Origin of the sequence: Kaistia soli DSM 19436, from assembly GCF_900129325.1 — a bacterium.
Classification (GTDB): Bacteria; Pseudomonadota; Alphaproteobacteria; order Rhizobiales; family Kaistiaceae; genus Kaistia; species Kaistia soli.
Genome location: NZ_FQUP01000003.1, coordinates 490160 through 512452 on the forward strand (window position 1 = coordinate 490160; position 22293 = coordinate 512452).

A 22293-nucleotide genomic window follows, 5' to 3' on the forward strand; every position below is an offset into this window, starting at 1 on the left:
CGGCAAGGCTGGCAAGATCATGGGGACGATTCGACGGGAGTTTCGGCAAAAGGCGGCGGGGCGGACCGAGTTGCTCGGCTGCGCCTTGTCTCGCGGCTGCGAAAGCTTAGATTTGCGGTTGGCTCCGGCCGCTCCCCACCCGATGGACCAGAAGACCCATGGCTCATGATATCGAGACCCGTTTGTCGGGCGCGACGACCGGCAAGTTCATCTCGGTGCGCGGTGCGCGCGAGCATAATCTGAAGAATGTCGATGTCGACATCCCGCGCGACAAGCTCGTGGTGCTGACGGGGCTTTCCGGCTCCGGCAAGTCGTCGCTCGCCTTCGACACCATCTATGCCGAGGGCCAGCGGCGTTATGTCGAGAGCCTCTCGGCCTATGCGCGCCAGTTCCTCGAGATGATGCAGAAGCCCGATGTCGACCAGATCGACGGGCTTTCGCCGGCGATTTCTATCGAGCAGAAGACGACCTCTAAGAATCCGCGCTCGACGGTCGGCACCGTCACCGAGATCTACGATTACATGCGGCTCCTTTTTGCACGCGTCGGCATTCCCTATTCGCCGACGACCGGACTGCCGATCGAGAGCCAGACGGTCAGCCAGATGGTCGACCGCGTCATGGCGCTGCCTGAGGGCACGCGGCTCTATCTGCTGGCGCCGATGATCCGCGGCCGTAAGGGCGAGTATCGGAAGGAGCTGGCGGAGCTGCAGAAGAAGGGCTTCCAGCGCATCAAGCTGGACGGCGTGTTCTTCGAGATTTCCGAAGCACCGGTGCTCGACAAGAAGCTGAAGCACGATATCGATGTAGTGGTCGATCGCATCGTCGTCCGCCAAGATATCGCCGCGCGGCTGGCCGACAGCTTCCAGACGGCGCTTGAGCTTGCCGATGGCATCGCGCTGGCAGAGTTCGCCGACGAGACGGATGACCGCGACGATCCGCGGCGGATCACCTTCTCGGAGAAGTTTGCCTGCCCGGTGTCGGGCTTCACCATCGCCGAGATCGAGCCACGCCTGTTTTCGTTCAACAATCCGTTCGGTGCCTGCCCCGAATGTGACGGCCTCGGCTCCGAAAAGAAGATCGATCCCGACCTTGTGGTGCCCGACGGCTCGGTGTCGCTGAAGCAGGGGGCGATCGCGCCCTGGGCAAAGTCGTCGTCGCCCTATTATGCGCAGACGCTGGAGGCGATCGCCCGCCATTACGGCTTCGAGATGACCGACCCGTGGGACGACATCCCGGAGGTCGCGAAGAATGCGATCCTGCACGGCACCGGCAAGACCGAGATCGAGTTCGTTTATAACGACGGCGCCCGCGCCTATCGCACGAAGAAGAGCTTCGAAGGCGTCGTCACCAATCTCGAACGGCGCTGGCGCGAGACGGAATCGAATTGGGCGCGCGAGGAGATCGAGCGCTACCAAGGCGCGACGCCGTGCAAGGCTTGCGGTGGCGCCCGGCTGAGGCCGGAGGCGCTGGCGGTCAAGATCGCGGGCAAGCACATCGCCGACGTCTCGGCGCTGTCGATCCGCAACGCCCATGCCTGGTTCGAGGCCCTGCCCGCCTCGCTTAATGACAAGCAGAACGAGATCGCCGTCCGAATCCTTAAGGAGATCCGCGAGCGGCTCTCCTTCCTGGTCGATGTCGGGCTCGATTATCTGATGATGTCGCGCAATTCCGGGACATTGTCGGGCGGCGAGAGCCAGCGCATCCGCCTCGCGTCGCAGATCGGCTCGGGCCTCACGGGCGTGCTCTACGTGCTCGATGAACCATCGATCGGCCTGCATCAGCGCGACAATGAGCGGCTGCTCGAGACGCTCCGTCATTTGCGCGATATCGGCAACACGGTGCTCGTCGTCGAACACGACGAAGACGCGATCATGACGGCTGATCACGTCATCGATGTCGGACCGGCCGCTGGCGTTCATGGCGGCAAGATCATCGCCGAAGGTACGCCGGCCGAGATCATGGCAAATCCGGATTCGCTGACGGGGCGCTATCTGACCGGCGAACTCACGGTCGAGATTCCGGAAAAGCGCCGGGCGATCAGCAAGAACCGGCGCATCCGCGTTGTGGGCGCGCGCGGCAACAATCTGAAGAACGTCTCGGCCGATATCCCGCTCGGCACGTTCACTTGCGTCACCGGCGTCTCGGGGGGCGGCAAGTCGACCTTCCTGATCGATACGCTCTATGCCGCCGTGGCGCGACATCTCAACGGCGCGCATCTCCATCCGGCCGAGCACGACCGGATCGAGGGGCTCGAATTTATCGACAAGATCATCGATATCGACCAGTCGCCGATCGGACGGACGCCACGGTCCAATCCAGCGACCTATACCGGGGCCTTCACGCCAATCCGCGAATGGTTTTCGGGCCTGCCGGAGGCAAAGGCGCGTGGCTATGGGCCAGGCCGCTTCTCGTTCAATGTCAAGGGCGGGCGCTGCGAGGCCTGCCAGGGCGACGGTGTCATCAAGATCGAGATGCACTTCCTGCCGGACGTCTATGTCACCTGCGAAGTATGCAAGGGCAAGCGCTACAGCCGCGAGACGCTCGACGTGAAGTTCAAGGGCAAGTCGATCGCCGACGTGCTCGACATGACCGTCGAGGAGGCCAAGGACTTCTTCCAGGCGGTGCCCGGCATCCGCGACAAGATGGTGACGCTCGATGAAGTCGGACTTGGCTATGTGAAGGTCGGCCAGCAGGCGACGACCCTTTCAGGCGGCGAGGCCCAGCGCGTCAAGCTCGCCAAGGAGCTGTCGCGCCGCGCCACCGGCAAGACGCTCTATATCCTGGACGAACCGACCACGGGCCTGCATTTCCACGACGTCGCCAAACTGATGGAAGTGCTGCACAGCCTCGTCGACCAAGGCAACACGGTCGTTGTCATCGAGCACAATCTCGAGGTTATCAAGACGGCCGACTGGATCATCGATCTTGGTCCCGAAGGCGGCGATGGCGGCGGCGAGATCGTCGCGGTCGGTACGCCGGAGGACGTCGCGAAGGAGCCGCGCTCCTATACCGGCCGCTTCCTGAAGCCTGTGCTGGAAAAGGCCAGGACGGCGCGGAGACGGCGCAAGGCCGAGGCCGCCGAATAGTCCTGCACCCGCCTGAGCCTAGGCGCAGACGACGCGGTTGCGCCCGCCGCTTTTGGCAGCGTAAAGCGCCGAGTCGGCTGCACGAAAAATCGCCGCGATGGACTGAGCCGGCTCGCACACCGCGAGACCGGCGCTCAGCGTGACGGACCCCGCGACGGGATGAGCCGCGACTCTGACGAGCCGGCGGACGCGATCGGCGAGCCGGGTGGCGACGGCTGCATCGGCATTGTCGATAATGACGAGGAACTCCTCGCCGCCCCAGCGCCCGACCAGATCATGCGCCCGCATCTGGCTGCGGATCAGCTGGGCGGTCGAGACGAGAACCTCGTCGCCGATCAGGTGTCCGTGTCGGTCGTTGATCGCCTTGAAGTGATCGATATCGAACAAGACCAGCGCGACGCGATGATCGCTCGGCTGGGCGTCGCGACGCTGCATCCATTCTTCCAGCGCACGCCGATTGGCGATGCCGGTCAGCGTATCGGTGTTCGCCGCATCCTCCATGTTCCGCGCATGGGACGCGATCCGGTCGAACTCATCGCGGAGGAACAACACCAGCGACAAAAGCAGCAGCACGAGGAAATGCGAGACGAGCGCATTGACCAGCAGGCCGGAAAGAGCCGCCTCCCCGCGCCCGGCCGTGAAGATGGTGCCGCCGACAAGTGCAACAGCGGAAAGCGCGAAGGTGACGCCTACTGCGACCATGGCGCGGCTGCGCGAGAAGAACATAAACGCGCCGACATAGAGGACCGGCATCCATAACAGTGCCACCGCGATACTGTAGATGCTCTTTTCCGGCGGCCCGAGCGTCAGATACGCGATCTGACTGAGCAGATAGAATGCAACCGCCAGAAAGCACGCGACCTCGGCCGCGGCTTGAAACCGGGGCAGCATCGCGACGGTCAGCAGATTGATGCAGAGGAAGGCGATGATGATGGGGTAAGCCCATCGGTCGCTGTCCAGGATGATCCCTGCACTGCTTTCGAAGATCCAGAGGCCGACGAAGACCAGAGTTCCTGCGGCAATGAAGGAGACGACGATCTGCTGACGGCGCCTGATCCACCGCGCGCGCAAATTCAGCATTTCATGCCCGTATCTCGACGACCCGTATGGTCTCAAAAGAACGCCGCGCGCACCGCGCGCCCGATTCGATGGTCAGGATCTGCTCCAGCGCCAACTCACCCTGCCCATCATGCAAGAAAATTCGCGCATAGCAACCTATGCGCGAACACTTCGGTCGTCAAAAGCCGGCCCTTCGGCCGGCTTACCCAACATGGGGGATGATGTCGCTGAGCCCGGGTGGCCCGAAAGGAGCCGCACGCTCCAAAGCGTTCCGGGCGCGGCCCCGCTAGTAGCGAGCCTGGCGGCGGAACTGCTCAGCCGTCGCGGCGGCCTGCGATGCGGGAACGAGTACATAGCCACGTCCTGACATGCAGCTTTCAGCGGCACGCAGGGCCGCGTTGTCTCCGGGCGGTGCAACGCAGGCGGCACGGTCGGTGGCGAACTGATCGGCAAGCGCCGGATTGGCGCGGCCGCTCTGGCCGTCCTTCCGCACCCAGGCGAGCGGCTCATTGGACGGCGCAGCCATCATGGGCGCGGACACCTGCATCGGCTGGCTCTGGCAGCCAGCAAGGCCGGCTGCGGCGATGAGAACGAGGGCGGCGTAGGCGTGCTTCATGGGGGACGCTTCTCTTGGTCGGCGTTGCATTCGACCGTCAATGCGCGAGATGACGAGTCGGCTCCAATAAAATGATAACAGATCGAGACTGGTGACGCGACCGGGGCCGCGTCTCCGCCTCAATGCACCGGCGCCCCGCCGGTGAGTTCCGGCATGCCTGTGATGACCGCCTCGACCGCCGCGACGCTCGTCGTCTTCGGGTCGATGTCATCCGCCACCACCTTGCCGCGCCGCATGACGACGATGCGGTCCACCACCTGGAAGACGTGGTGGATGTTATGCGCGATGAAGATACAGGAATGGCCGGAGTCGCGCGCGTTTCGCACGAAGGACAGCACGCCCTGCGTTTCCGCGACGCCGAGATTGTTGGTCGGCTCGTCGAGAATGATCAGGTCGCTGTCGAAATGCATCGCGCGAGCGATCGCCACGGCCTGGCGCTCGCCGCCCGAAAGCGAACCGATCGGCGTCGTCGGCGGGATGTTCTTGGAGATGCCGACCTGTTTCAGCAGCGCATCGGCCACCCGGTTCATTTCTTCCTGATCCATTCGGTTCAGGAAGCGCGGCCCCTTGATCGGCTCGCGGCCGAGAAAGAGGTTGCGCGCGATCGAGAGTTGGGTGACGAGCGCCGAGTCCTGATAGATCGTCTCGATGCCGGCCGCGATGGCGTCGCTCGTCGTGCGGAACTGCACCCTGCGGCCGCGCACGAAGATATCGCCGCTGGTGAGCGGCACGGCGCCCGAAAGCACCTTGATCAGCGTCGACTTGCCGGCGCCGTTGTCGCCGAGCAGGCCAACGATCTCGCTTTCGTTGACGTGGAAGTTCACGCCTTCCAGCGCCTGCACGCGGCCGTAGGATTTGCGGATGTTCTCCATCCGGATCAGAGGTTCGGCCATTGTCACGTCCCCGCCTGATGCCGGCGTTCCAGCCAGGAATGCAGCGCCATCATGCCCAGGATGATCGCGCCGATGAAGATGTTGTAGGCAAGCCCCGGTACACCGATCAGCACGATGCCGTTGCGCATGATGCGCAGGATCAGGATGCCGATCACCGTGCCGATGATCGTGCCGCGGCCGCCGGTGAGCGCCGTGCCGCCGATGACCACCATGGCGATGACTTCCAGCTCATAGCCGGTGCCGCTGTTGGGATTGGCGGCAGACGTGCGGATCGAGGAGATGATGCCGGCGAGCGCCGCCATGACCGAGGACAGCATGAACAGGCCGATCTTGACGCGGTCGACCGCGACGCCGCGGGCGCGCGCGGCGCCAGGATTGCCACCCGCCGCCTGGATCCAGTTGCCGGTGCGCGACTTCGTCAGGACGTAGCCGAGGATGATCGCTGCGGCGATGAACCAGAACAGAGAGGCATAGATGCGGAACGGGCCGACATAGAAGTCGCCGACGAGGATCTCGGCCAGCCAGCTGCCGCCTGCACTCCAGGTGCGCTGCGGGAAGCCGTCCGTCACGAACAGGGCCGTGCCGCGCACGACGAGCAGCATGCCGAGCGTGACGAGGAATGACGGGATCTTCAGCTTGGTGACGAACCAGCCGTTGACGAGACCGATGATCGCCGCGACGACCAGTGCCGTGACGAAACCCGCTTCCAGCGGCATGACGCCGGCATTGAACAGCGTCCACATCAGAACCGGTGAGAAGCCGAACAGCGAGCCGACCGAAAGGTCGAATTCACCGGACGTCATCAGCAGCGTCATGGCGAGCGCGATGAGGCCGAGTTCGACCGTGAAGGCGAGCGTGTTGGAGATGTTGAGCGGCGAGAGGAAGTCGTGATTGATCGACCAGAACACGACGACTTCGACCACCAGCAGGACCAGCGGGCCGAATTCGGGCTTGGCGATCAGGCGCTGGAGAAGGGATCGGTTTTCCACGATAAACCCGCACGATGTTGGAAGGGCCGGCGCGCCCTCGCTCCGCGCAAGCGGCGGAGGGTCAGCCGGACGAGGGGGCGCGACGGCCAGGGCCGCCGCGCCGATCGATCTGCGGATTACTGCTTCTTGCCGGACAGGATGTCGTCGTAGACCTGCGCGGTGTCCTTTTCATAGAGCGCGCCGGTGATGACGTTGAAGCCCGGAGGAATGCCGCTGGCGGCCATGTTGGCGAGCGAGAGCGCCACATAGCTGGTCGCCTGCGGGTCCTGCCACTGGCCGGCATTGACATAGCCGGTCAGCACTTCCTGCGTGGTATCGAGCGAATTGCCCCAGCCGACGACCGGGATTTCGCCCGGCTTGACACCGACCTGGTCGAAGACGCGCTTGATCGAGCCGGTCACCAGATCGCCAAGGCCGATAATCGCGTTGATCTTGCCCTTGTTGGTGGTGAGGTAGTCGACCATGCGGTTGATCACCTCGGCCTGGTCGAGCGTCGCCTCGGTCACTTCATAGGTGATGCCAAGCGGCTCGAGCACGCTCTTGATGCCCTCTTCTTCCTGCACGCCATAAGTGGCGCCAGGGATCTCGACCGGCATCCAGACATGATCGCCCTTCTTGATCAGGCCCTTGTCGACCAGATACTGCGCCCAGTGCTTGCCGAAGGTGACGTTGTCACCACCGACATAGGCATTGAAGCTCGCCTTCGGATCGGGCGTGTTGAAGTTGATGATCGGAATCTTCGCGGCGTTCGCTTCCTTGGCGATCTCGACCAGGCTGCCCGGATCGGGGCTCGTCGTCACGATGCCGTCAGCCTTGGCGGCGATGGCGGCGCGCACGGCTTCCTGCTGCGAGGCGACGTCACCATTGTGGAACGAGGTGTTAACCGTATTGCCTGTGTCGGATGCCCACTGCTTGGCTCCCGCGAGGAAATAGGTCCAGACCGGGTCGGCCGGGCCGCCATGCGAGACCCAATAGAATGTCTTGGCTTCGGCGGCGAGCGGCATGGCGACAGCCATGACCAGGCCCGCCACGGCGAGTGTCAGTTTCTTGAACACGGTTGTCCTCCCGAACAAACTCTTTGTCTTTATGAGCCGGCAGCATGAGAACGGGCGCGGCCTCCGGCTGGCCACGCATTCGTCAGTCGCGGATCCGGGTACCTCCCCTCATCCTCGCGGAGACTGGCGTCTCAGCAATAGACTGACACACTGCGGTCGGCACCTCAATCGCCGCGGAGGCTCTCACAGAACGAATTTCAATCGATTGAGATGACCGGTGAGCACCGCGGCAGCGGCACGTGCCATCTGCCTATAGCCGGGCGAGCAGTTCTGCCTTCTTGGCGGCAAATTCCTCGTCCGAAAGGATCCCGCGATCCCTCAGCGTCGCGAGGCGCTCGATCAGCCCGACAACATCGCCTTCTTCGGGACGAGACGGCGAGCCCGTTGCGGTGGCGGGCGTCTCTCTTGGCGACGACGGCTCGGCAGCCAATGGCTGCGGTGGCTGGTCGTCTCCGCCGGCGACGCGTCGCAGCGTGTCGAGCCGAACCGTGCCGTATTGGCTGGTGAAGGTGAGGCTCTGGTCGCCGGACTGCTGCTGGGACACGCCGCCAATCGCGTGATCGGCGGTATCGTAAAGCGTGATGTGACCGCCCTTGCGGATCGCGAGCCGCCGGCTGTCCGGGAAATAAGCATAGTGCAAGTCGTTCTGGGCGCCGCTCGTCGAGGGCGTTCCAAGCTCGTCCGGCCAACTCGAGGCGGCAAAGCCACCGCCCGGCGCAAAGAGACCGGCCCCTTCCCTGCCATCGCGGCGACCCTCTGCGGCCGGTTCGAACAAATCGCCGCCCCGGAGCGCTGTCGCGAGTTCGCTCAGGAAGCCGTCGACCCGGTGCTTGAGGTCGTTGTTGAACATGTCGCCGACCATGATCATGCCGCCGGCCGACCATTGCCCCATGCCACCGAGATCCGGATGAGAGAATTGCGCTTGGCTGCCGCCGCCTGCAACAAGCGCCGCGATGAGCACTTCGGCTGCGTCTTGGCTGATGCCATAGCGTTCGGAAATCCCGTCGAGAATGCGTCGACCGGTGCTGGAAAGCTGCTGCATTGAAGATCCTTTTCTTTGGCGAGCCATCCACAACAACGCGGACGCGGGATTGTGATCAGTCGAAAGGGCGAAGCTGCGCTATCCTGTCGCAGCTTCGGGAACGGCGCCAGTGCTCACCGCCCGGGATGTCCGCCCCGCTCGACAGCCGTGCAACACGGCAGAGGGAGGATCGGCTTATGGCTCTTTCGAATGTAATGACAGGTTCGGTCGCGGACCGCGAGATACCCGTCATCCGCCGGATCGGCTTTCAAGACATCGCGGCGGCGCTCCGCGAAGGTCTCGACGACTTCCTAGCAATGCCATCGCATGCGTTCTTCCTGGTCATCATCTATCCCGTTCTCGGCCTCGTCCTCGGGCGGGTCGTCTATGGAACGGCGGTGCTGCCGTTGCTCTTTCCGCTGATGGCCGGTTTCGCGCTGCTCGGCCCGATCGCGGCACTCGGGCTCTATGAATTGTCGCGGCGGCGCGAGCAGAAGCTCGATACGGCCGCGCACCATGTGCTCGACATTCGCCACGCGCCGTCGTTTGGCGCCATTATCGCGCTCGGCCTCCTGTTGATGGTGATCTTCCTCTGCTGGCTGGCAACCGCGCAGGCCATCTATGTCGGCACGTTCGGCTATGCGGCCGCGGCGGCAATGCCCGATTTCCTCAACCGGGTGTTCACGACGCCGGAAGGCTGGACGTTGATCATCATGGGCAATCTGGTCGGCTTCCTGTTCGCGCTCCTGGTGCTGGCGATCAGCGCCGTCTCCTTCCCGCTGCTCCTCGATCGCGACGTCGGGGCTGCCACGGCCATGCTGACGTCGTTCAAGGCGGTTGTCGCCAATCCGGGCCCGATGGCCCTCTGGGGTCTCATCGTCGCCGTACTGCTGGTGCTCGGAACGCTGCCATTCTTCCTTGGCCTCGCCGTCGTGCTGCCAGTGCTTGGCCACGCCACCTGGCATCTCTATCGCCGCGTCGTCGTGTAGATCGGCGTGAAAGCGCGGGTCCGAGCGTCTGGCCATCTCTCCGTAACAGAGCCGGTCAGGCGCCACGGTTTCGCCTCAGCCATTAATGTTGCACTGCACACGCTGATGGATTGTTAATGCTGCCTTGCATCATCCGCATTCCAGCCATGCGTTTTTTCCGGCTGCTCAGCGCGGCGGCTCACTCCTACATTCGGATCAACAAAGGGCGAGGCAAGAACCTAACGGTTGCCGCCCCAGAGATCAGATTGAAGGATGACCACGATGAACCTCATCAACAGCTACAAGAATTGGCGCAAGTATCGCGAAACCTACAACGAGCTGGCGCGTTTGACTCGCCGTGAGCTCGACGATCTCGGCATCAACCGTGCCGACATCACCAAGGTCGCCCGCAGCGCGGTCGCCGGTTACTAAGAATTCAGTTTCGCAGGGACGAACCTCCTCCCTCGTCCCAGCGATCAGGCGGCTAGCGAACCTCCTCCCTCGCGACGTCGCCACCTCTGAGAAGCGCCCGCCGATCTCCTCCCCGGCGGGCGCTTTTCGTTTGTCTGAGCCTCCGTCCCCCGCTTCGAGCGCGGCAGATGGTTGTTTGGAGCGCGCCGTCGCCATAGTGTCCGCGCCATGACCTCCATCGATCCGACATCCAAGAGCGCGGCAACGCGTCCAATCCACATCATCGGCGGCGGCCTCGCCGGCTCCGAGGCCGCGTGGCAGATCGTCCGACGCGGCGTGCCCGTCGTGCTGCACGAGATGCGGCCGGTCCGAAAGACCGACGCCCATCAGACCGACGGCCTCGCCGAACTGGTCTGCTCGAACTCCTTCCGTTCCGACGATGCCGAAGCCAACGCGGTCGGCCTGCTGCATGCGGAAATGCGCATGGCCGATTCCCTCATCATGGCGATGGGTGACAAGCACCAGGTTCCGGCCGGCGGCGCTCTGGCCGTCGATCGCGAAGGTTTTTCGGCCGCGGTGACGGCCGTGCTGGCCAGCCATCCGCTCGTCACGATCGAACGGGGCGAAGTGGCAGGGTTGCCGCCCGAGGGCTGGGACAATGTGATCGTCGCGACGGGGCCGCTGACCTCGGCGGCGCTCGCCGAAGCGGTCCGCGGCCTGACGGGCGAGGATTCGCTCGCCTTCTTCGATGCGATCGCGCCGATCGTGCATTTCGACTCGATCGACCGCGACATCGCATGGTTTCAATCACGCTACGACAAGGCCGGCCCTGGCGGCACGGGCGCTGACTATCTGAACTGCCCGATGACAGAGGTCGAATATAACGCGTTCGTCGATGCGCTGATCGCCGGCGAGAAGACCGAATTCAAGGAGTGGGAAAAGACACCCTATTTCGATGGCTGCCTGCCGATCGAAGTCATGGCCGAGCGCGGCCGCGAGACGCTGCGCTTCGGGCCGATGAAGCCGGTGGGCCTGACCAATCCGAACAATCCGACGGTCAAGCCCTATGCGATCGTGCAGCTTCGCCAGGACAATGCCCTTGGCACGCTGTTCAACATGGTCGGCTTCCAGACCAAGCTGAAATATGGCGCGCAGACCGCGATCCTCCGCATGATTCCGGGGCTTCAGAACGCCGAATTTGCCCGCCTCGGCGGCCTGCATCGCAACACCTTCCTGAATTCGCCCAAGCTGCTCGACGAGACGCTCCGCCTCAAGGCGATGCCGCGCCTGCGCTTCGCAGGACAGATCACCGGCTGTGAAGGCTATGTCGAGTCGGCGTCGATCGGCCTGCTGACCGGCCGCTTCGCGGCCGCCGAGCGCCTCGGCGAAGCGCCGTCGCTACCGCCGCCGACGACGGCCATGGGCGCGCTGGTGCGGCATATTACCGGTGGGCATATCGTCGCCGACGAAGGCAGCACGCGGTCGTTCCAGCCGATGAACGTCAATTTCGGCCTGTTCCCGCCGATCGAGGTCCCGAAGGAGCCCGGCAAGCGGCTGCGCGGCGCCGAGAAGACACTGGCCAAAAAGCATGCCCTGACGGCCCGCGCCCGCGCCGATGCCGCAGCGTGGCTCGCCGCGGACGTCCGTGTGGCGGCGGAATAGGACTGGCTGGAGCATCGACCGACTCTCGAGTCATCCGATGCGGAAGGTCTGTCATTGCCGGGCTTGACCCGGCAATGACAGTGGATGGAACGGCAGGCGGGACGGATTCGTGACCGTCGAATGTCCTAGCGGAGGCTGCGCACCGCGCGGACCTCGATCCGGCCATAGCGCGCCATCGGAATCGCGGCGGCAATGGACAGAGCCTCTGCCTGGTCAGCCGCCTCGATCAGGATGAAGCCGCCGATATGCTCCTTGAGCTCGGCGAAGGGACCATCGGTATAGAAGGTTTCGCGGTCGCGCACGTGGATGGTCGTCGCGGTCGGCGGCTCATCGAGCGCGTGAGCCGCCACCAGGATGCCGCGCGCCGCCAGCTCGTCGTCATAGGCGAGCGACTCGGCGGTGATCGCACGATGATCTTCGGCGGTCAGGCCCTCGAACCGGGCAGGGTCAACAATCACGAGGCAGAGATAGCGCATAGGGTGTCGTTCCCTCGACAATGACATCTCGAGGACGAACGGCACCGGGCGCTGCCGACACCCGGCCCCCGTCCTTTATTCCGTGACAGGCACGCCGAGACGTCCGGCCAGATCGAGCGTGAATTGCCAGGCGACGCGGCCCGACCTTGCGCCGCGTGTCGTCGCCCATTCGAGCGCCTGCCAATCGAGATCGGCTTCCGGCAGCTCCAGCCCGAAATGCGCGGCATAGCCATGCACCATCGCGAGATAATCCTCCTGGCTGCATTTGTGGAAGCCGAGCCAAAGGCCGAAGCGATCGGAGAGTGACACCTTTTCCTCGACCGCCTCGCTCGGGTTGATGGCGGTCGACCGCTCGTTTTCCATCATGTCGCGCGGCAGCAGGTGGCGGCGATTCGACGTCGCATAGAACACGACGTTCTCGGGCCGGCCTTCGACCCCGCCATCGAGCGCGGCCTTCAGCGACTTGTACGACGTATCGTCGTTGTCGAAAGAGAGGTCGTCGCAGAACAGGATGACACGGCGGCCGGAGCTCCTCAGGATCGCCATCAGCTCGGGCAGGCTGTCGATATCCTCGCGGTGGATCTCGATCAGCTTCAGCGCATGGCCGCCGGGCTGTGAGCCGGACGCACGGTTGGCTTCGGCATGCGCGGCCTTGACCAGCGAGCTCTTGCCCATGCCGCGCGCGCCCCAGAGCAGGACATTGTTGGCCGGCAGGCCGCGTGCGAAGCGCTCGGTGTTTTCGACGAGAATGTCGCGGACGCGGTCGACGCCCTTGAGCAAGCTCATGTCGACGCGGTTGACCTTCGGCACAGGCTGAAGGCTCGCCGAGGCAGCCTGCCAGACAAAGGCATCGGCTGCACCGAGGTCGATCAGGGGCCGCGCCGGGGGCACCGCGCGCTCGATGAGAGCGAGCAGCCGGTCGAGCCGCTCGGCGATCGGGGTCAGGTCAAGCTCGCCCATGCCGCGAACGCTCCTTGATTTATCGGGGTCGACAGTGGATGAAGACGGCCTGCGGTATCACGCCGGCGGCTGCATTTGCAAAGGCCGGCCTCGCCGCTATAGTCCGCGCCGTTTTGCAAGCCGCTGTCTCTCCCTATGTGAAGGCCGGCGCAAGCGACGCGCTTTTTTTGATGCGTTCCCTCCGGATCGCAGAAGCATAGGGAATCGTCGATGTTCATCAGCCAAGCCTTTGCCCAGGCAGCCGGTGCAGGGCCCGCCGGCAGCATGGAAATGCTGATCCAGTTCGTCCCCTTCATCTTCGTCTTCGCGATCATGTGGTTCCTGATGATCCGGCCGCAGCGTCAGCGCGCCAAGCAGCATCAGGAGATGATCAAGAATGTCCGCCGCGGTGACACGATCGTGATGACCGGCGGCCTCATCGGCAAGATCTCCAAGGTCGTCGACGACAGCGAGCTGCTGCTCGAAGTCGGCGAGAACGTGCGCGTCCGTGTTTCGCGCTCCGCCATCGCCGACGTGCGCGCCAAGGGCGAGCCGGTCAAGGAAGGCGAATAGTCCTTTCCCCGATAACGGCCGATCACACGGCTGAAGCCATCTGGAACGCAAACTCCCATGCTCCACTTCACTCGCTGGAAGATGATCGGGATCCTGGCCATCGTATTGGTCGGGATCCTGGCGGCCGTGCCGAATCTGTTTTCGAAGGAAACGGTTGATTCCTGGCCGAGCTGGGTGCCGAAACGCCAGATGGTCCTCGGCCTTGATCTGCAGGGCGGCGCCTACCTGCTTTATGAAGTGGACAAGCAGGACTATGTGCAGCGCCGGCTGCGCACGCTGGTCAGCGAAATCCGCAAGGCGATGCTGCAGGAGCCGCGCATCGGCTATTCCGGCCTTGGTGTCCAGGGCCAGGGCGTCCAGCTGCGCATCCGCGACACCTCGCAGCTCGACCTCGTGCAGAAGCGTCTCCAGCCACTGCAAAATCCGCTTGGCAATTCGCTGCTCGGCGGCACGGCCATCAATGAGTTCGACTTGACCGTCGGCAGCGACGGCCTCGTCCAGATGTCCTATTCGGAGGCTGGGCTCACCCAGCGCATCCGCCAGATCGTCGATCAGTCGATCGAGGTCATCGCCCGCCGTATCGACCAGCTCGGCACCGTCGAGCCGTCGATCCAGCGCCAGGGCCAGGACCGCATCCTCGTCGAGGCACCCGGCCTCGGCGACCCCGAGCGCCTGAAGTCGCTGGTCGGCCAGACCGCGCAGCTCACCTTCCATCTCGTCGACTCGTCGTTCCAAACGGGACAGGCGGAGCCGCAGCGCAAGCCCGGCACGATCGTCCTGCCCGGACAGGACAATCCCAACGTCCAGTATGTGCTGGAAGAAACCCCGCTGATCACCGGCGAGGATCTCACAGACGCGCAGGCGACCTTCGACCAGCGTTCCAACGAGCCGGTCGTGTCGTTCCGCCTGACGACGGGCGGCGCGCAGACCTTCGGCGACGTCACCCAGAAGAACGTCAACCGCGCCTTCGCCATCGTTCTCGACGACAAGGTGATCTCGGCACCGGTGATCCGCGAGCCGATCCTTGGCGGCTCCGGGCAGATCAGCGGCTCGTTCTCGGTCCAGTCTGCCAATGATCTCGCGATCCTGCTGCGCGCCGGCTCGCTGCCGGCCAAGCTGACGATCGTCGAGGAGCGCAATGTCGGACCGGGCCTCGGCGCCGATTCGATCCGCGCCGGCAAGATCGCCGCGATCATCGGCACGGCAGCGGTCTGCGCCTTCATGATCGCGACCTATGGCGTGCTTGGCTGGATCGCCAACATCGCCGTGGTGGTCAACGTGATCATGATCTTCGGCATCGTGACGCTTCTCGGCGCGACCTTGTCGCTGCCCGGTATCGCCGGCGTCATCATCACGGTCGGCACGGCAGTCGATTCGAACGTGCTGATCTATGAGCGCATCCGCGAGGAATACCGATCCGGACGCTCGGCCATCGCCTCGATCGACGCCGGCTTCCACCGCGCGCTCGGAACCATTCTCGATGCGAATGTCACCACGCTGATCGCGGCCCTGGTGCTGTTCTATCTCGGCTCCGGCCCGATCCGCGGCTTTGCCGTCACACATGCCATCGGCGTCGCGACGACGATGTTCACCGCCTTCACCTTCACGCGCCTTCTGGTCGCGCTGTGGGTGCGCTGGCGCCGTCCGACCAAAATCACGCTCTGAGCGAACGAAGGACAGTCATCATGCGCCATCTTCGCCTCGTCCCGGACAACACCAAGATCCCGTTCATGCGCATGCGGCGCTGGACGTTCCCGATCGCGGCCTTCCTGTCGATCATGTCGGTCGTGCTGTTCTTCGCCGTCGGCCCGAACTACGGCATCGACTTTCTCGGCGGCACCGTCATCGAAATCCAGACCAAGGATCCGAAGCCGGACCTCGGCAAGCTGCGCGGCTCGCTGAACGACCTCGGCATCGGCGACGTGCAGGTTCAGACGATCGGCGAGGAGAACTCGATCCTCATCCGCATCGGTCAGCAGGCAGGCGGCGAGACGGCGCAGCAGGAGGCGATCGGCAAGGTTCGCACGGCAATCGGCGACAGCGCCGAGTTCCGGCGCATCGAGATCGTCGGCCCGCGCGTTTCGGGCGAACTCGCCTTCAACGGCGCGCTCGCCATGATCGTCACCTTCGCGGCGATCGCTGTCTATGTCTGGTTCCGCTTCGAATGGCAGTTCGCGGTCGGCAGTATCATTTCGGCGGCGAATGTCGTGGTCATGACCTTCGGCTTCTATGTCGTCACGCAGCACGAGTTCAACCTGACCTCGCTCGCCGCCATCCTGACGACGGTCGGCTATTCGCTGAACGACACCGTCGTCGTCTATGACCGAATCCGCGAAACGCTTCGAAAATACAAGAAGATCTCGCTTGGCGACCTGATCGACCGCGCGATCAACGACATGCTCGGCCGAACCGTCATTACGACGATGACGACCCTGATCGCCCTGTTCTCGCTCTATATCTTCGGCGGCGAGGTCATCCGCGCCTTCACGCTCGCCATGATCTTCGGCGTGATCGCGGCCATCTTCTCGTCGATCTGCGTCGCGGCGCCGGTGCTGATCTATTTCGGCCTGCGCTCCGACGCCATGAACGACAAGAAGAAGGACGAGGGCGCGGCGCCGCAGAAGGCCTGATCGGCCATGGCGCTGTTCAAACGTCCGCCGGCGATCGTTCCGCGCCAGCAGCATCTGCCTCAGCAGGTGCCGATCGATGCCTATGGTGGCGAAGCGGGGTTTCGCTTCGCCGAGATGGCGCATCCGGGCTCGATCCTGGCGCTGCCGAGCGGCATCTATGGCTGGGCGCCGAAAAGCGCCACGGAGATCGACGCCGAGACACTGGCGCCGGTCATCGATGAAGCCGCTTCGATTGCCGTGCTGGTCATCGGGACGGGCAGCGACATCGCGGCCATCCCCGCCCCGCTACGCCAGGCGCTGCGCGAGGCGTCGATCGGCGTCGAGATCATGGCGACCGGGTCGGCAGTGCGCACCTATAATATCCTGCTCGCCGAGGGCCGCTCGGTCGCGGCGGCGCTGATCGCGCCCTAGGCGGATCCCATGGACGCGTTCGCCTTCGCCGCCACCGAGGTCCGCCAGCACGATCCCGAGCGCTTCTTCGCCGATCTCTTCGCGCCGGAAACCGAACGGCGCTATCTCTTCGCCCTGCATGCCTTCAATCTGGAGATCGCCCGCGTGCGCGAGCGCGTCAGCGAGGCGCTGCCCGGCGAAATTCGCCTGCAATGGTGGCGCGACCTGCTCGAAGGCTCGGCGCATGGCGAGGTGGCCGGCAACCCGATCGCCGCGGCCCTGATCGAGACGATCGGCCTCAACAACCTGCCGCGTGCGGCGCTCATCAACCTGATCGAGGCGCGCGTCTTCGACCTCTACAACGACCCCATGCCGAGCCTTTCGGACCTCGAAGGCCATGCCGGGGAGACGGCGGCGGCGCTGATCCAGTGCGGCGCGCTCATCCTCGCCAAGGGCCGCGATCCCGGCAGCGCCGATGCCAGCGGCCATGCCGGCGTTGCGCAGGCGATCGCGGGGCTGCTGCGCGCCCTGCCCTGGCATGCGCGCCGACAGCAGCTCTATCTGCCGGCCGATCTCATGGGGAAACATGGCGCCAAGGCCGACGACATCTTCGCCGGCCGCACGACGCCAGCGCTGATGGCCCTCCTCGCGGAAATGCGGGCGATCGCCCGCGACCATCTGCACAAGGCGCGTGCCGCGATCGGACAGCTCGATCCGTCCCTGCTGCCCGCGTTCCTGCCGGTCGCTCTCGTTGAGCCGACGCTGCTGAAGATGGAGAAGCGCGGCTACGACCCATTCCAGACGGCCGTCGCGCTGCCGCAGTGGCAGGTCCAATGGCGGCTCTGGCGGGCGGCGCGGCGCGGAAATATCTGAGGCCGGCGCGGGGTTTGCCCGGCCGGCCTCGAAACTCACGTCATCCGTGGTGGATCAGCCCTGGAGATAATCCATCGGGTTGACCGGCTTGGAACCCTTGCGGAGCTCGAAGTGGAGCTGCGGTGCGTTGACCGAACCGGAGGTGCCGGCGCGGGAGACGATCTGGCCGCGACGCACGGTATCGCCACGCTTCACCAGGATCTGGCTGTTGTGGGCATAGGCCGAGACCCAGCCGTCGGCATGGCGGATCAGCACCAGATTGCCGTATCCCTCGAGCTCGTTGCCGGCATAGATGACGGTGCCAGCCTCGACGGCCTTGATCGATGTTCCTTCCGGCACGGCGAGATTGATGCCGTCATTACGCTCTCCGGTCGCGGCGGTGCCGAACGAGCCGATGATGCGGCCGCGCACCGGCCAGCGGAACGAGGTGCCGTTCGCCGAGGGCGCATCCGCGACAGGCGCCGATGCGGTCTGATCGGCCGGCGGCGTCTTGGCGGCGGCTGCAGCCATTTCCTTGGCCGCGTCGCCGGCAGCCGTATTGGTCGGGACCGGTGCGATCGATGCCGTCGTCTCGGGAACGTCGACCTGCGGCTTCGCGGTGGCGACGGGCGTTCCTTCCGGCTCCTCGCCCTGCGCCAGTTCCGGCTTGCGGGCCGGATCGGGCCGCAAGGCGGCCGTGCTGGACGGGGAGTGGCCCGGGATCTTGATTTTCTGGCCGCTCTTCAGCGTATCGGCGGCGTTCAGATGATTGGCCGCGGCGATTTCCTTGGGGCTCACATTATAGAGCCGCGCGACCTGATCGAGCGTCTGGCCGGGTGTCACCGTATGCAGGCCGCCAAGCGACGTCGTGGTGTCGGCGACGCTGGCAAGCTTCTTGTCTTCCACCGCTGCCGCGACGGGCTTTGCAGCCGCGCCTGCCACGCCATAGGTCGGGATCGTGATGCGCGCGCCGACGCCGACGGCCGACGGATCCGTGATGTTGTTGGCGCGGGCGAGTTCCTTGACGGGAACGCCATAGCGACGGGAGATCGAGGACAGCGTCTCGCCGGCGCCGAGCGTCACGACCGTGCCGCCCGTCGTATCCCAGCCGCCCTTGCCGGAATTGGTGGCCACGGCGGCGGCAGGTGCCGGGCGGGCCAGAGGCTGCGGCTCGGCGGCGGTCGCGACGGCGCCTGCGCTCGGCGCGACGCCGGGCAGGAGCGCGTCCTGCTGGGCGGATGTCGGCGGAAGACTGCTTCGCTGAACCTGCGAGGGTGGCGTGTAGGGGCTCGGCTGAACCGGGGCCGGCATCGGCTGGTCGCCGCCGATGATCGCCTTCTGGTTCGCCGTGCTGCCGGTGAAGGCGGGAATTCCAAACCGCGATGCATCGCCGCTGCATGCAGCCGTCAGCCCTGCGAGCAGGGAGATAACCGCAACCTGGCTCAGAACGCGGGACCGGACAGACAGAACGCTTTTACGCATCGGTGAATACTCTCGACGCCACAAAATTTCGATGTCGCGAGTAGACAGCGGTAACGTTGACAAAGGCTTAAGCGACTCGGATTCGTCTTCGAAAAGCCCAAGCGGCGCCTTGAGATGGTGGCAACGCTGCGGCATTTGCGCCACGGGCGACTGTCAACCAATTCACCCCTTACAGGGACGGCTGGCGGCGCTTTCAATGTCCGGACAGATTAGAGCCGAACGGCCTTGCCGGGGATCATCGGGACGAAGCGCACCGGGGAGATCGGCTCGGATTCGATGACCCGGTCGACGCGCTTGAAGCGCGTGAGCATTTGCAGGCCATCGGCGGGCCCGACGGGCATGATCATGATGCCGTGCGGGGCGAGCTGGTCGATGAGATATTTCGGCGGCTGCGGCGCCGACGCCATTGTCACGATGCGATCGAATGGCGCCTTCTCGGACCAGCCATGGATCCCGTCGCCGAAGACGGCCGTGATGCTGTCACTGCGGATGGCGGCAAAGCGCGCGTCGGCGGCGCCGGCCAACGTGCGGAAGCGCTCCATCGTGTAGACATGGCGCGCCGTCATGGAAAGCACGGCCGCGAGATAGCCGGTGCCGGTGCCGACATCGAGCACGCGCTCGCGCCCGCTCAAGGCAAGCGCCTTCAGCACGTGGGCGACGATGATCGGCGGGGTATTCTGCTGGCCGCAGGCGATGGGTTGCGGCCGTTCGGCGAAGAGCGGGCCATGCCGCGCGTCGCCATCGAGGAACAGGCTGCGCGGAACTGCCTCGAGCGCGGCGAGGATCTGGCGGTCGACGATGCCGATCTGACGCAGCCGCAGCAGGAACTCGGCGATCGGAATTCGCGAGCCGTCGTCGAAGTCATCCGCCGGATAGAATTGAACCGCCCCGAGTGCCATACGCTACGCGCCCTCGCCTTCTTGTGACGAGTGATGCACCGGCACTGGTAAACGGGTTGTTAGTGCAACCTTAGGAATCGCCAAACAGCGTCTTGAGTCCCGCCAGTTCGTCATAGGCAGTCATGTCGAGGCGCAGCGGCGTGATGGCGATCGACTGATGCGTGATGGCGTGCATATCCGTTCCAGCGTCGTGCTCTTGCGCTGCGCGCTGGTACTTCAGCCAGAAATAGGGATTGCCGCGACCATCCGTGCGTTCCTCGATAGCGAGGCCATGGCTGACGACACCCTGCACGGCCACGCGGACGCCGACCACCGCCTCGGCCGGGCAGCCGGGGAAGTTGACGTTGTAGAGCACGCCGCGCGGCGCGCCATGCGCCACGAGCTTCTCGATGATATCAGGCGCATGACGCTCTGCCGTCTCGAATGGAATGGTCCGCTTGCCGTCGACGGTCAGCGAGGCCTGGCTGAGCGCGATCGAGGGAATGCCGAGCAGCGTCCCCTCGATGGCGCCGGCCACCGTTCCCGAATAGGTCACGTCGTCAGCGGCGTTCTGGCCGGCATTGACGCCGGAGAGAACGAGATCCGGCTTGCCGCCGAGCACCTGGTGCACGGCCATGATCACGCAGTCGGTCGGCGTGCCGCGCAGCGCAAAGGTCTTCTCCGAAACTTGCCGCAGTCGAAGCGGATCGCTCAGCGTCAGCGAATGCGCCAGCCCCGACTGATCGGTCTCCGGCGCGACGACCCAGACATCGTCCGAAAGCGTGCGCGCGATGCGCTCCAGCGCCGCGAGCCCCGGCGCGTGGATGCCGTCGTCATTGGTCAGCAGGATGCGCATCGTCATTCTTTCAAGCGGAAAGCTTTGCCTTCAGGCGGAGATCTTGTCGATGCCACCCATATAGGGCCGCAGCGCCGCGGGGATCGTCACACTGCCATCGCCGTTCTGGAACGTCTCCATCACCGCGATCAGGCAGCGGCCGACCGCCGTGCCCGAGCCGTTCAGCGTGTGCACGAAGCGCGTGCCCTTGGCGTCGCCCGCCGGGCGATAGCGTGCATTCATGCGCCGCGCCTGGAAGTCGCCGCAGACCGAGACGGAAGAAATCTCGCGATAGGCCTTCTGGCCCGGCAGCCAGACCTCGATGTCATAGGTCTTCTGGGCGCCGAAGCCCATGTCGCCCGTGCAAAGCGTCACGACGCGGTAATGCAACTCCAGCGCCTGGAGCACCGCCTCAGCGCAGGAAAGCATGCGCTCATGCTCGCCGAGCGAGGTTTCCGGCGTCGTGATCGAGACCAGTTCGACCTTGTTGAACTGATGCTGGCGCAGCATGCCGCGCGTATCGCGCCCGGCAGAACCCGCCTCCGACCGGAAGCACGGCGTCAGCGCGGTGAAGCGCAGCGGCAGTTCCTTCTCATCGAGAATGGATTCGCGGACAATATTCGTCAGCGGAACTTCGGCGGTCGGGATCAGCCAATGCTGCTCGCCCGCCTTGAAAAGGTCCTCGGCGAACTTCGGCAACTGTCCGGTGCCAAACAACGCGTCGTCGCGCACCAGCAGCGGCGGCTGAACCTCGGTATAGCCGTGCTCGGTCGTGTGCAGGTCGAGCATGAACTGGCCGAGGGCGCGCTCGAGCCGGGCGAGTCCGCCCTTCAGCACGACAAAGCGGCTGCCGGAAAGTTTTGCTGCCGTCTCGAAGTCCATCAGCTTCGTTGCGACGCCGATCTCGAAATGCTCAACCGGTTCGAAGTCGTAGAGCCGCTTCTGGCCGGACATCGACTTCTCGACATTGTCATGCTCGTCCTTGCCATTGGGCACATCGTCGAGCGGGATATTGGGCAGCGTCGCCAGCAGGCGGCTCAGCGCCGTGTCGAGTTCGCGCTCCTTCTCCTCGGCATGCGCGAGGAATTCCTTGATCTCGCCGACCTCGGCCATCAGCGCGGCGGCGGTCGCCTCGTCCTTGGCGGCCTTGGCCTTGCCGATTTCCTTAGAAGCCGAATTCCGCAGCTCCTGCGCCGACTGCACCTTCTGGACATGCGAACGCCGCTCCTCGTCGAGACCGAGTATGGCCTCTGCGGCCGGCGGTGCGCCACGACGCGACAGCGCGCGATCAAAGGCGGCAGGGTTTTCGCGGATCCACTTGATATCGAGCATGGCAGGAGTCTCGGCTTGATGCCGGCCACAGGTGCGCGGCCGCGCCTGAGGGATAGAGGGAGACGCGGAAGGGATCAACCCGCTGGATCAATCTCGGGCGGCAAACCAAGCTATCGTGGGTTCGACGCCGACGGTGGCGTTTCCTC

21 protein-coding genes are annotated in these 22293 nt (G+C 64.7%); 9 read left to right on the forward strand and 12 right to left on the reverse strand.

Annotated features, from left to right (window positions below; translation table 11 throughout):
• Positions 1-158 precede the first annotated feature (158 nt).
• On the forward strand, positions 159-3086 hold the full coding sequence (gene uvrA / locus BUB39_RS15680; protein ID WP_073055067.1) for an excinuclease ABC subunit UvrA: 2928 nt from the start codon (positions 159-161) through the stop codon (positions 3084-3086).
• 18 nt (positions 3087-3104) lie between these two features.
• Here uvrA and BUB39_RS15685 read toward each other — a convergent pair whose 3' ends face one another.
• From BUB39_RS15685 to BUB39_RS15710, 6 genes are all read right to left on the reverse strand, one after another.
• On the reverse strand, positions 3105-4166 hold the full coding sequence (locus tag BUB39_RS15685) for a GGDEF domain-containing protein (RefSeq protein WP_073055069.1): 1062 nt from the start codon (positions 4164-4166) through the stop codon (positions 3105-3107).
• 265 nt (positions 4167-4431) lie between these two features.
• Entirely contained in the window at positions 4432-4761 is a 330-nt protein-coding gene (locus tag BUB39_RS15690; RefSeq protein ID WP_073055071.1) for a YajG family lipoprotein, read from the reverse strand.
• Between the two features lie 119 nt (positions 4762-4880).
• The gene (locus tag BUB39_RS15695; RefSeq protein WP_073055073.1) at positions 4881-5654 is read right to left on the reverse strand and encodes an ATP-binding cassette domain-containing protein; all 774 of its coding nucleotides are present in this window, start codon (positions 5652-5654) and stop codon (positions 4881-4883) included.
• 2 nt (positions 5655-5656) lie between these two features.
• Entirely contained in the window at positions 5657-6643 is a 987-nt protein-coding gene (locus tag BUB39_RS15700; RefSeq protein WP_073055075.1) for an ABC transporter permease, read from the reverse strand.
• 116 nt (positions 6644-6759) lie between these two features.
• On the reverse strand, positions 6760-7659 hold the full coding sequence (locus BUB39_RS15705) for a substrate-binding domain-containing protein (RefSeq protein ID WP_073055615.1): 900 nt from the start codon (positions 7657-7659) through the stop codon (positions 6760-6762).
• Positions 7660-7948: 289 nt separating this feature from the next.
• Positions 7949-8740: an SHOCT domain-containing protein gene (locus BUB39_RS15710; RefSeq protein ID WP_073055077.1), complete on the reverse strand. Its 792-nt coding sequence runs from the start codon at positions 8738-8740 to the stop codon at positions 7949-7951.
• A 176-nt stretch (positions 8741-8916) separates the two neighbouring features.
• Here BUB39_RS15710 and BUB39_RS15715 point away from each other — a divergent pair, with 176 nt between their 5' ends.
• The 3 genes from BUB39_RS15715 to trmFO all read left to right on the forward strand — a co-directional run bounded on the left by BUB39_RS15715 (position 8917) and on the right by trmFO (position 11760).
• Positions 8917-9708, forward strand: a complete 792-nt coding sequence (locus BUB39_RS15715) for a DUF2189 domain-containing protein (protein ID WP_084527459.1) — start codon at positions 8917-8919, stop codon at positions 9706-9708.
• A 261-nt stretch (positions 9709-9969) separates the two neighbouring features.
• Complete coding sequence (locus BUB39_RS15720) at positions 9970-10119, forward strand: DUF1127 domain-containing protein (protein ID WP_073055079.1); 150 nt, start codon at positions 9970-9972, stop codon at positions 10117-10119.
• A gap of 207 nt (positions 10120-10326) precedes the next feature.
• Positions 10327-11760 (forward strand): methylenetetrahydrofolate--tRNA-(uracil(54)-C(5))-methyltransferase (FADH(2)-oxidizing) TrmFO, encoded by a 1434-nt coding sequence (gene trmFO / locus BUB39_RS15725; RefSeq protein WP_073055081.1) that lies wholly within the window; start codon positions 10327-10329, stop codon positions 11758-11760.
• A gap of 125 nt (positions 11761-11885) precedes the next feature.
• Here trmFO and BUB39_RS15730 read toward each other — a convergent pair whose 3' ends face one another.
• Both BUB39_RS15730 and BUB39_RS15735 read right to left on the reverse strand, forming a co-directional pair.
• Positions 11886-12236 carry a YciI family protein gene (locus BUB39_RS15730; RefSeq protein WP_073055083.1) on the reverse strand — a complete coding sequence of 117 codons (351 nt, stop codon included), beginning with the start codon at positions 12234-12236 and terminating at the stop codon, positions 11886-11888.
• Between the two features lie 75 nt (positions 12237-12311).
• Complete coding sequence (locus tag BUB39_RS15735) at positions 12312-13196, reverse strand: ATP-binding protein (protein WP_073055086.1); 885 nt, start codon at positions 13194-13196, stop codon at positions 12312-12314.
• A 210-nt stretch (positions 13197-13406) separates the two neighbouring features.
• Between BUB39_RS15735 and yajC the strand changes: the two genes are divergently transcribed.
• Genes yajC through BUB39_RS15760 form a run of 5 tightly spaced genes read left to right on the forward strand, consistent with a single transcriptional unit; the run spans position 13407 to position 17641 of the window.
• Positions 13407-13748, forward strand: a complete 342-nt coding sequence (yajC, locus tag BUB39_RS15740; protein WP_073055088.1) for a preprotein translocase subunit YajC — start codon at positions 13407-13409, stop codon at positions 13746-13748.
• A gap of 57 nt (positions 13749-13805) precedes the next feature.
• Complete coding sequence (secD, locus tag BUB39_RS25245; RefSeq protein ID WP_073055090.1) at positions 13806-15413, forward strand: protein translocase subunit SecD; 1608 nt, start codon at positions 13806-13808, stop codon at positions 15411-15413.
• Positions 15414-15433: 20 nt separating this feature from the next.
• On the forward strand, positions 15434-16378 hold the full coding sequence (gene secF / locus BUB39_RS25250; protein WP_073055092.1) for a protein translocase subunit SecF: 945 nt from the start codon (positions 15434-15436) through the stop codon (positions 16376-16378).
• Between the two features lie 6 nt (positions 16379-16384).
• Positions 16385-16789 (forward strand): Mth938-like domain-containing protein, encoded by a 405-nt coding sequence (locus tag BUB39_RS15755; RefSeq protein ID WP_073055094.1) that lies wholly within the window; start codon positions 16385-16387, stop codon positions 16787-16789.
• Between the two features lie 9 nt (positions 16790-16798).
• Positions 16799-17641: a phytoene/squalene synthase family protein gene (locus BUB39_RS15760; protein ID WP_073055097.1), complete on the forward strand. Its 843-nt coding sequence runs from the start codon at positions 16799-16801 to the stop codon at positions 17639-17641.
• 54 nt (positions 17642-17695) lie between these two features.
• On the opposite strand, the gene BUB39_RS15765 is transcribed toward BUB39_RS15760, so the two are convergent.
• The 4 genes from BUB39_RS15765 to serS all read right to left on the reverse strand — a co-directional run bounded on the left by BUB39_RS15765 (position 17696) and on the right by serS (position 22147).
• Positions 17696-19102, reverse strand: a complete 1407-nt coding sequence (locus BUB39_RS15765; RefSeq protein ID WP_073055099.1) for a peptidoglycan DD-metalloendopeptidase family protein — start codon at positions 19100-19102, stop codon at positions 17696-17698.
• A 209-nt stretch (positions 19103-19311) separates the two neighbouring features.
• Positions 19312-20001, reverse strand: a complete 690-nt coding sequence (locus BUB39_RS15770) for a protein-L-isoaspartate(D-aspartate) O-methyltransferase (RefSeq protein WP_084527463.1) — start codon at positions 19999-20001, stop codon at positions 19312-19314.
• A gap of 70 nt (positions 20002-20071) precedes the next feature.
• Positions 20072-20836 carry a 5'/3'-nucleotidase SurE gene (gene surE / locus BUB39_RS15775; RefSeq protein ID WP_073055630.1) on the reverse strand — a complete coding sequence of 255 codons (765 nt, stop codon included), beginning with the start codon at positions 20834-20836 and terminating at the stop codon, positions 20072-20074.
• A gap of 30 nt (positions 20837-20866) precedes the next feature.
• Complete coding sequence (serS, locus tag BUB39_RS15780; RefSeq protein WP_073055101.1) at positions 20867-22147, reverse strand: serine--tRNA ligase; 1281 nt, start codon at positions 22145-22147, stop codon at positions 20867-20869.
• Positions 22148-22293: the final 146 nt, after the last annotated feature.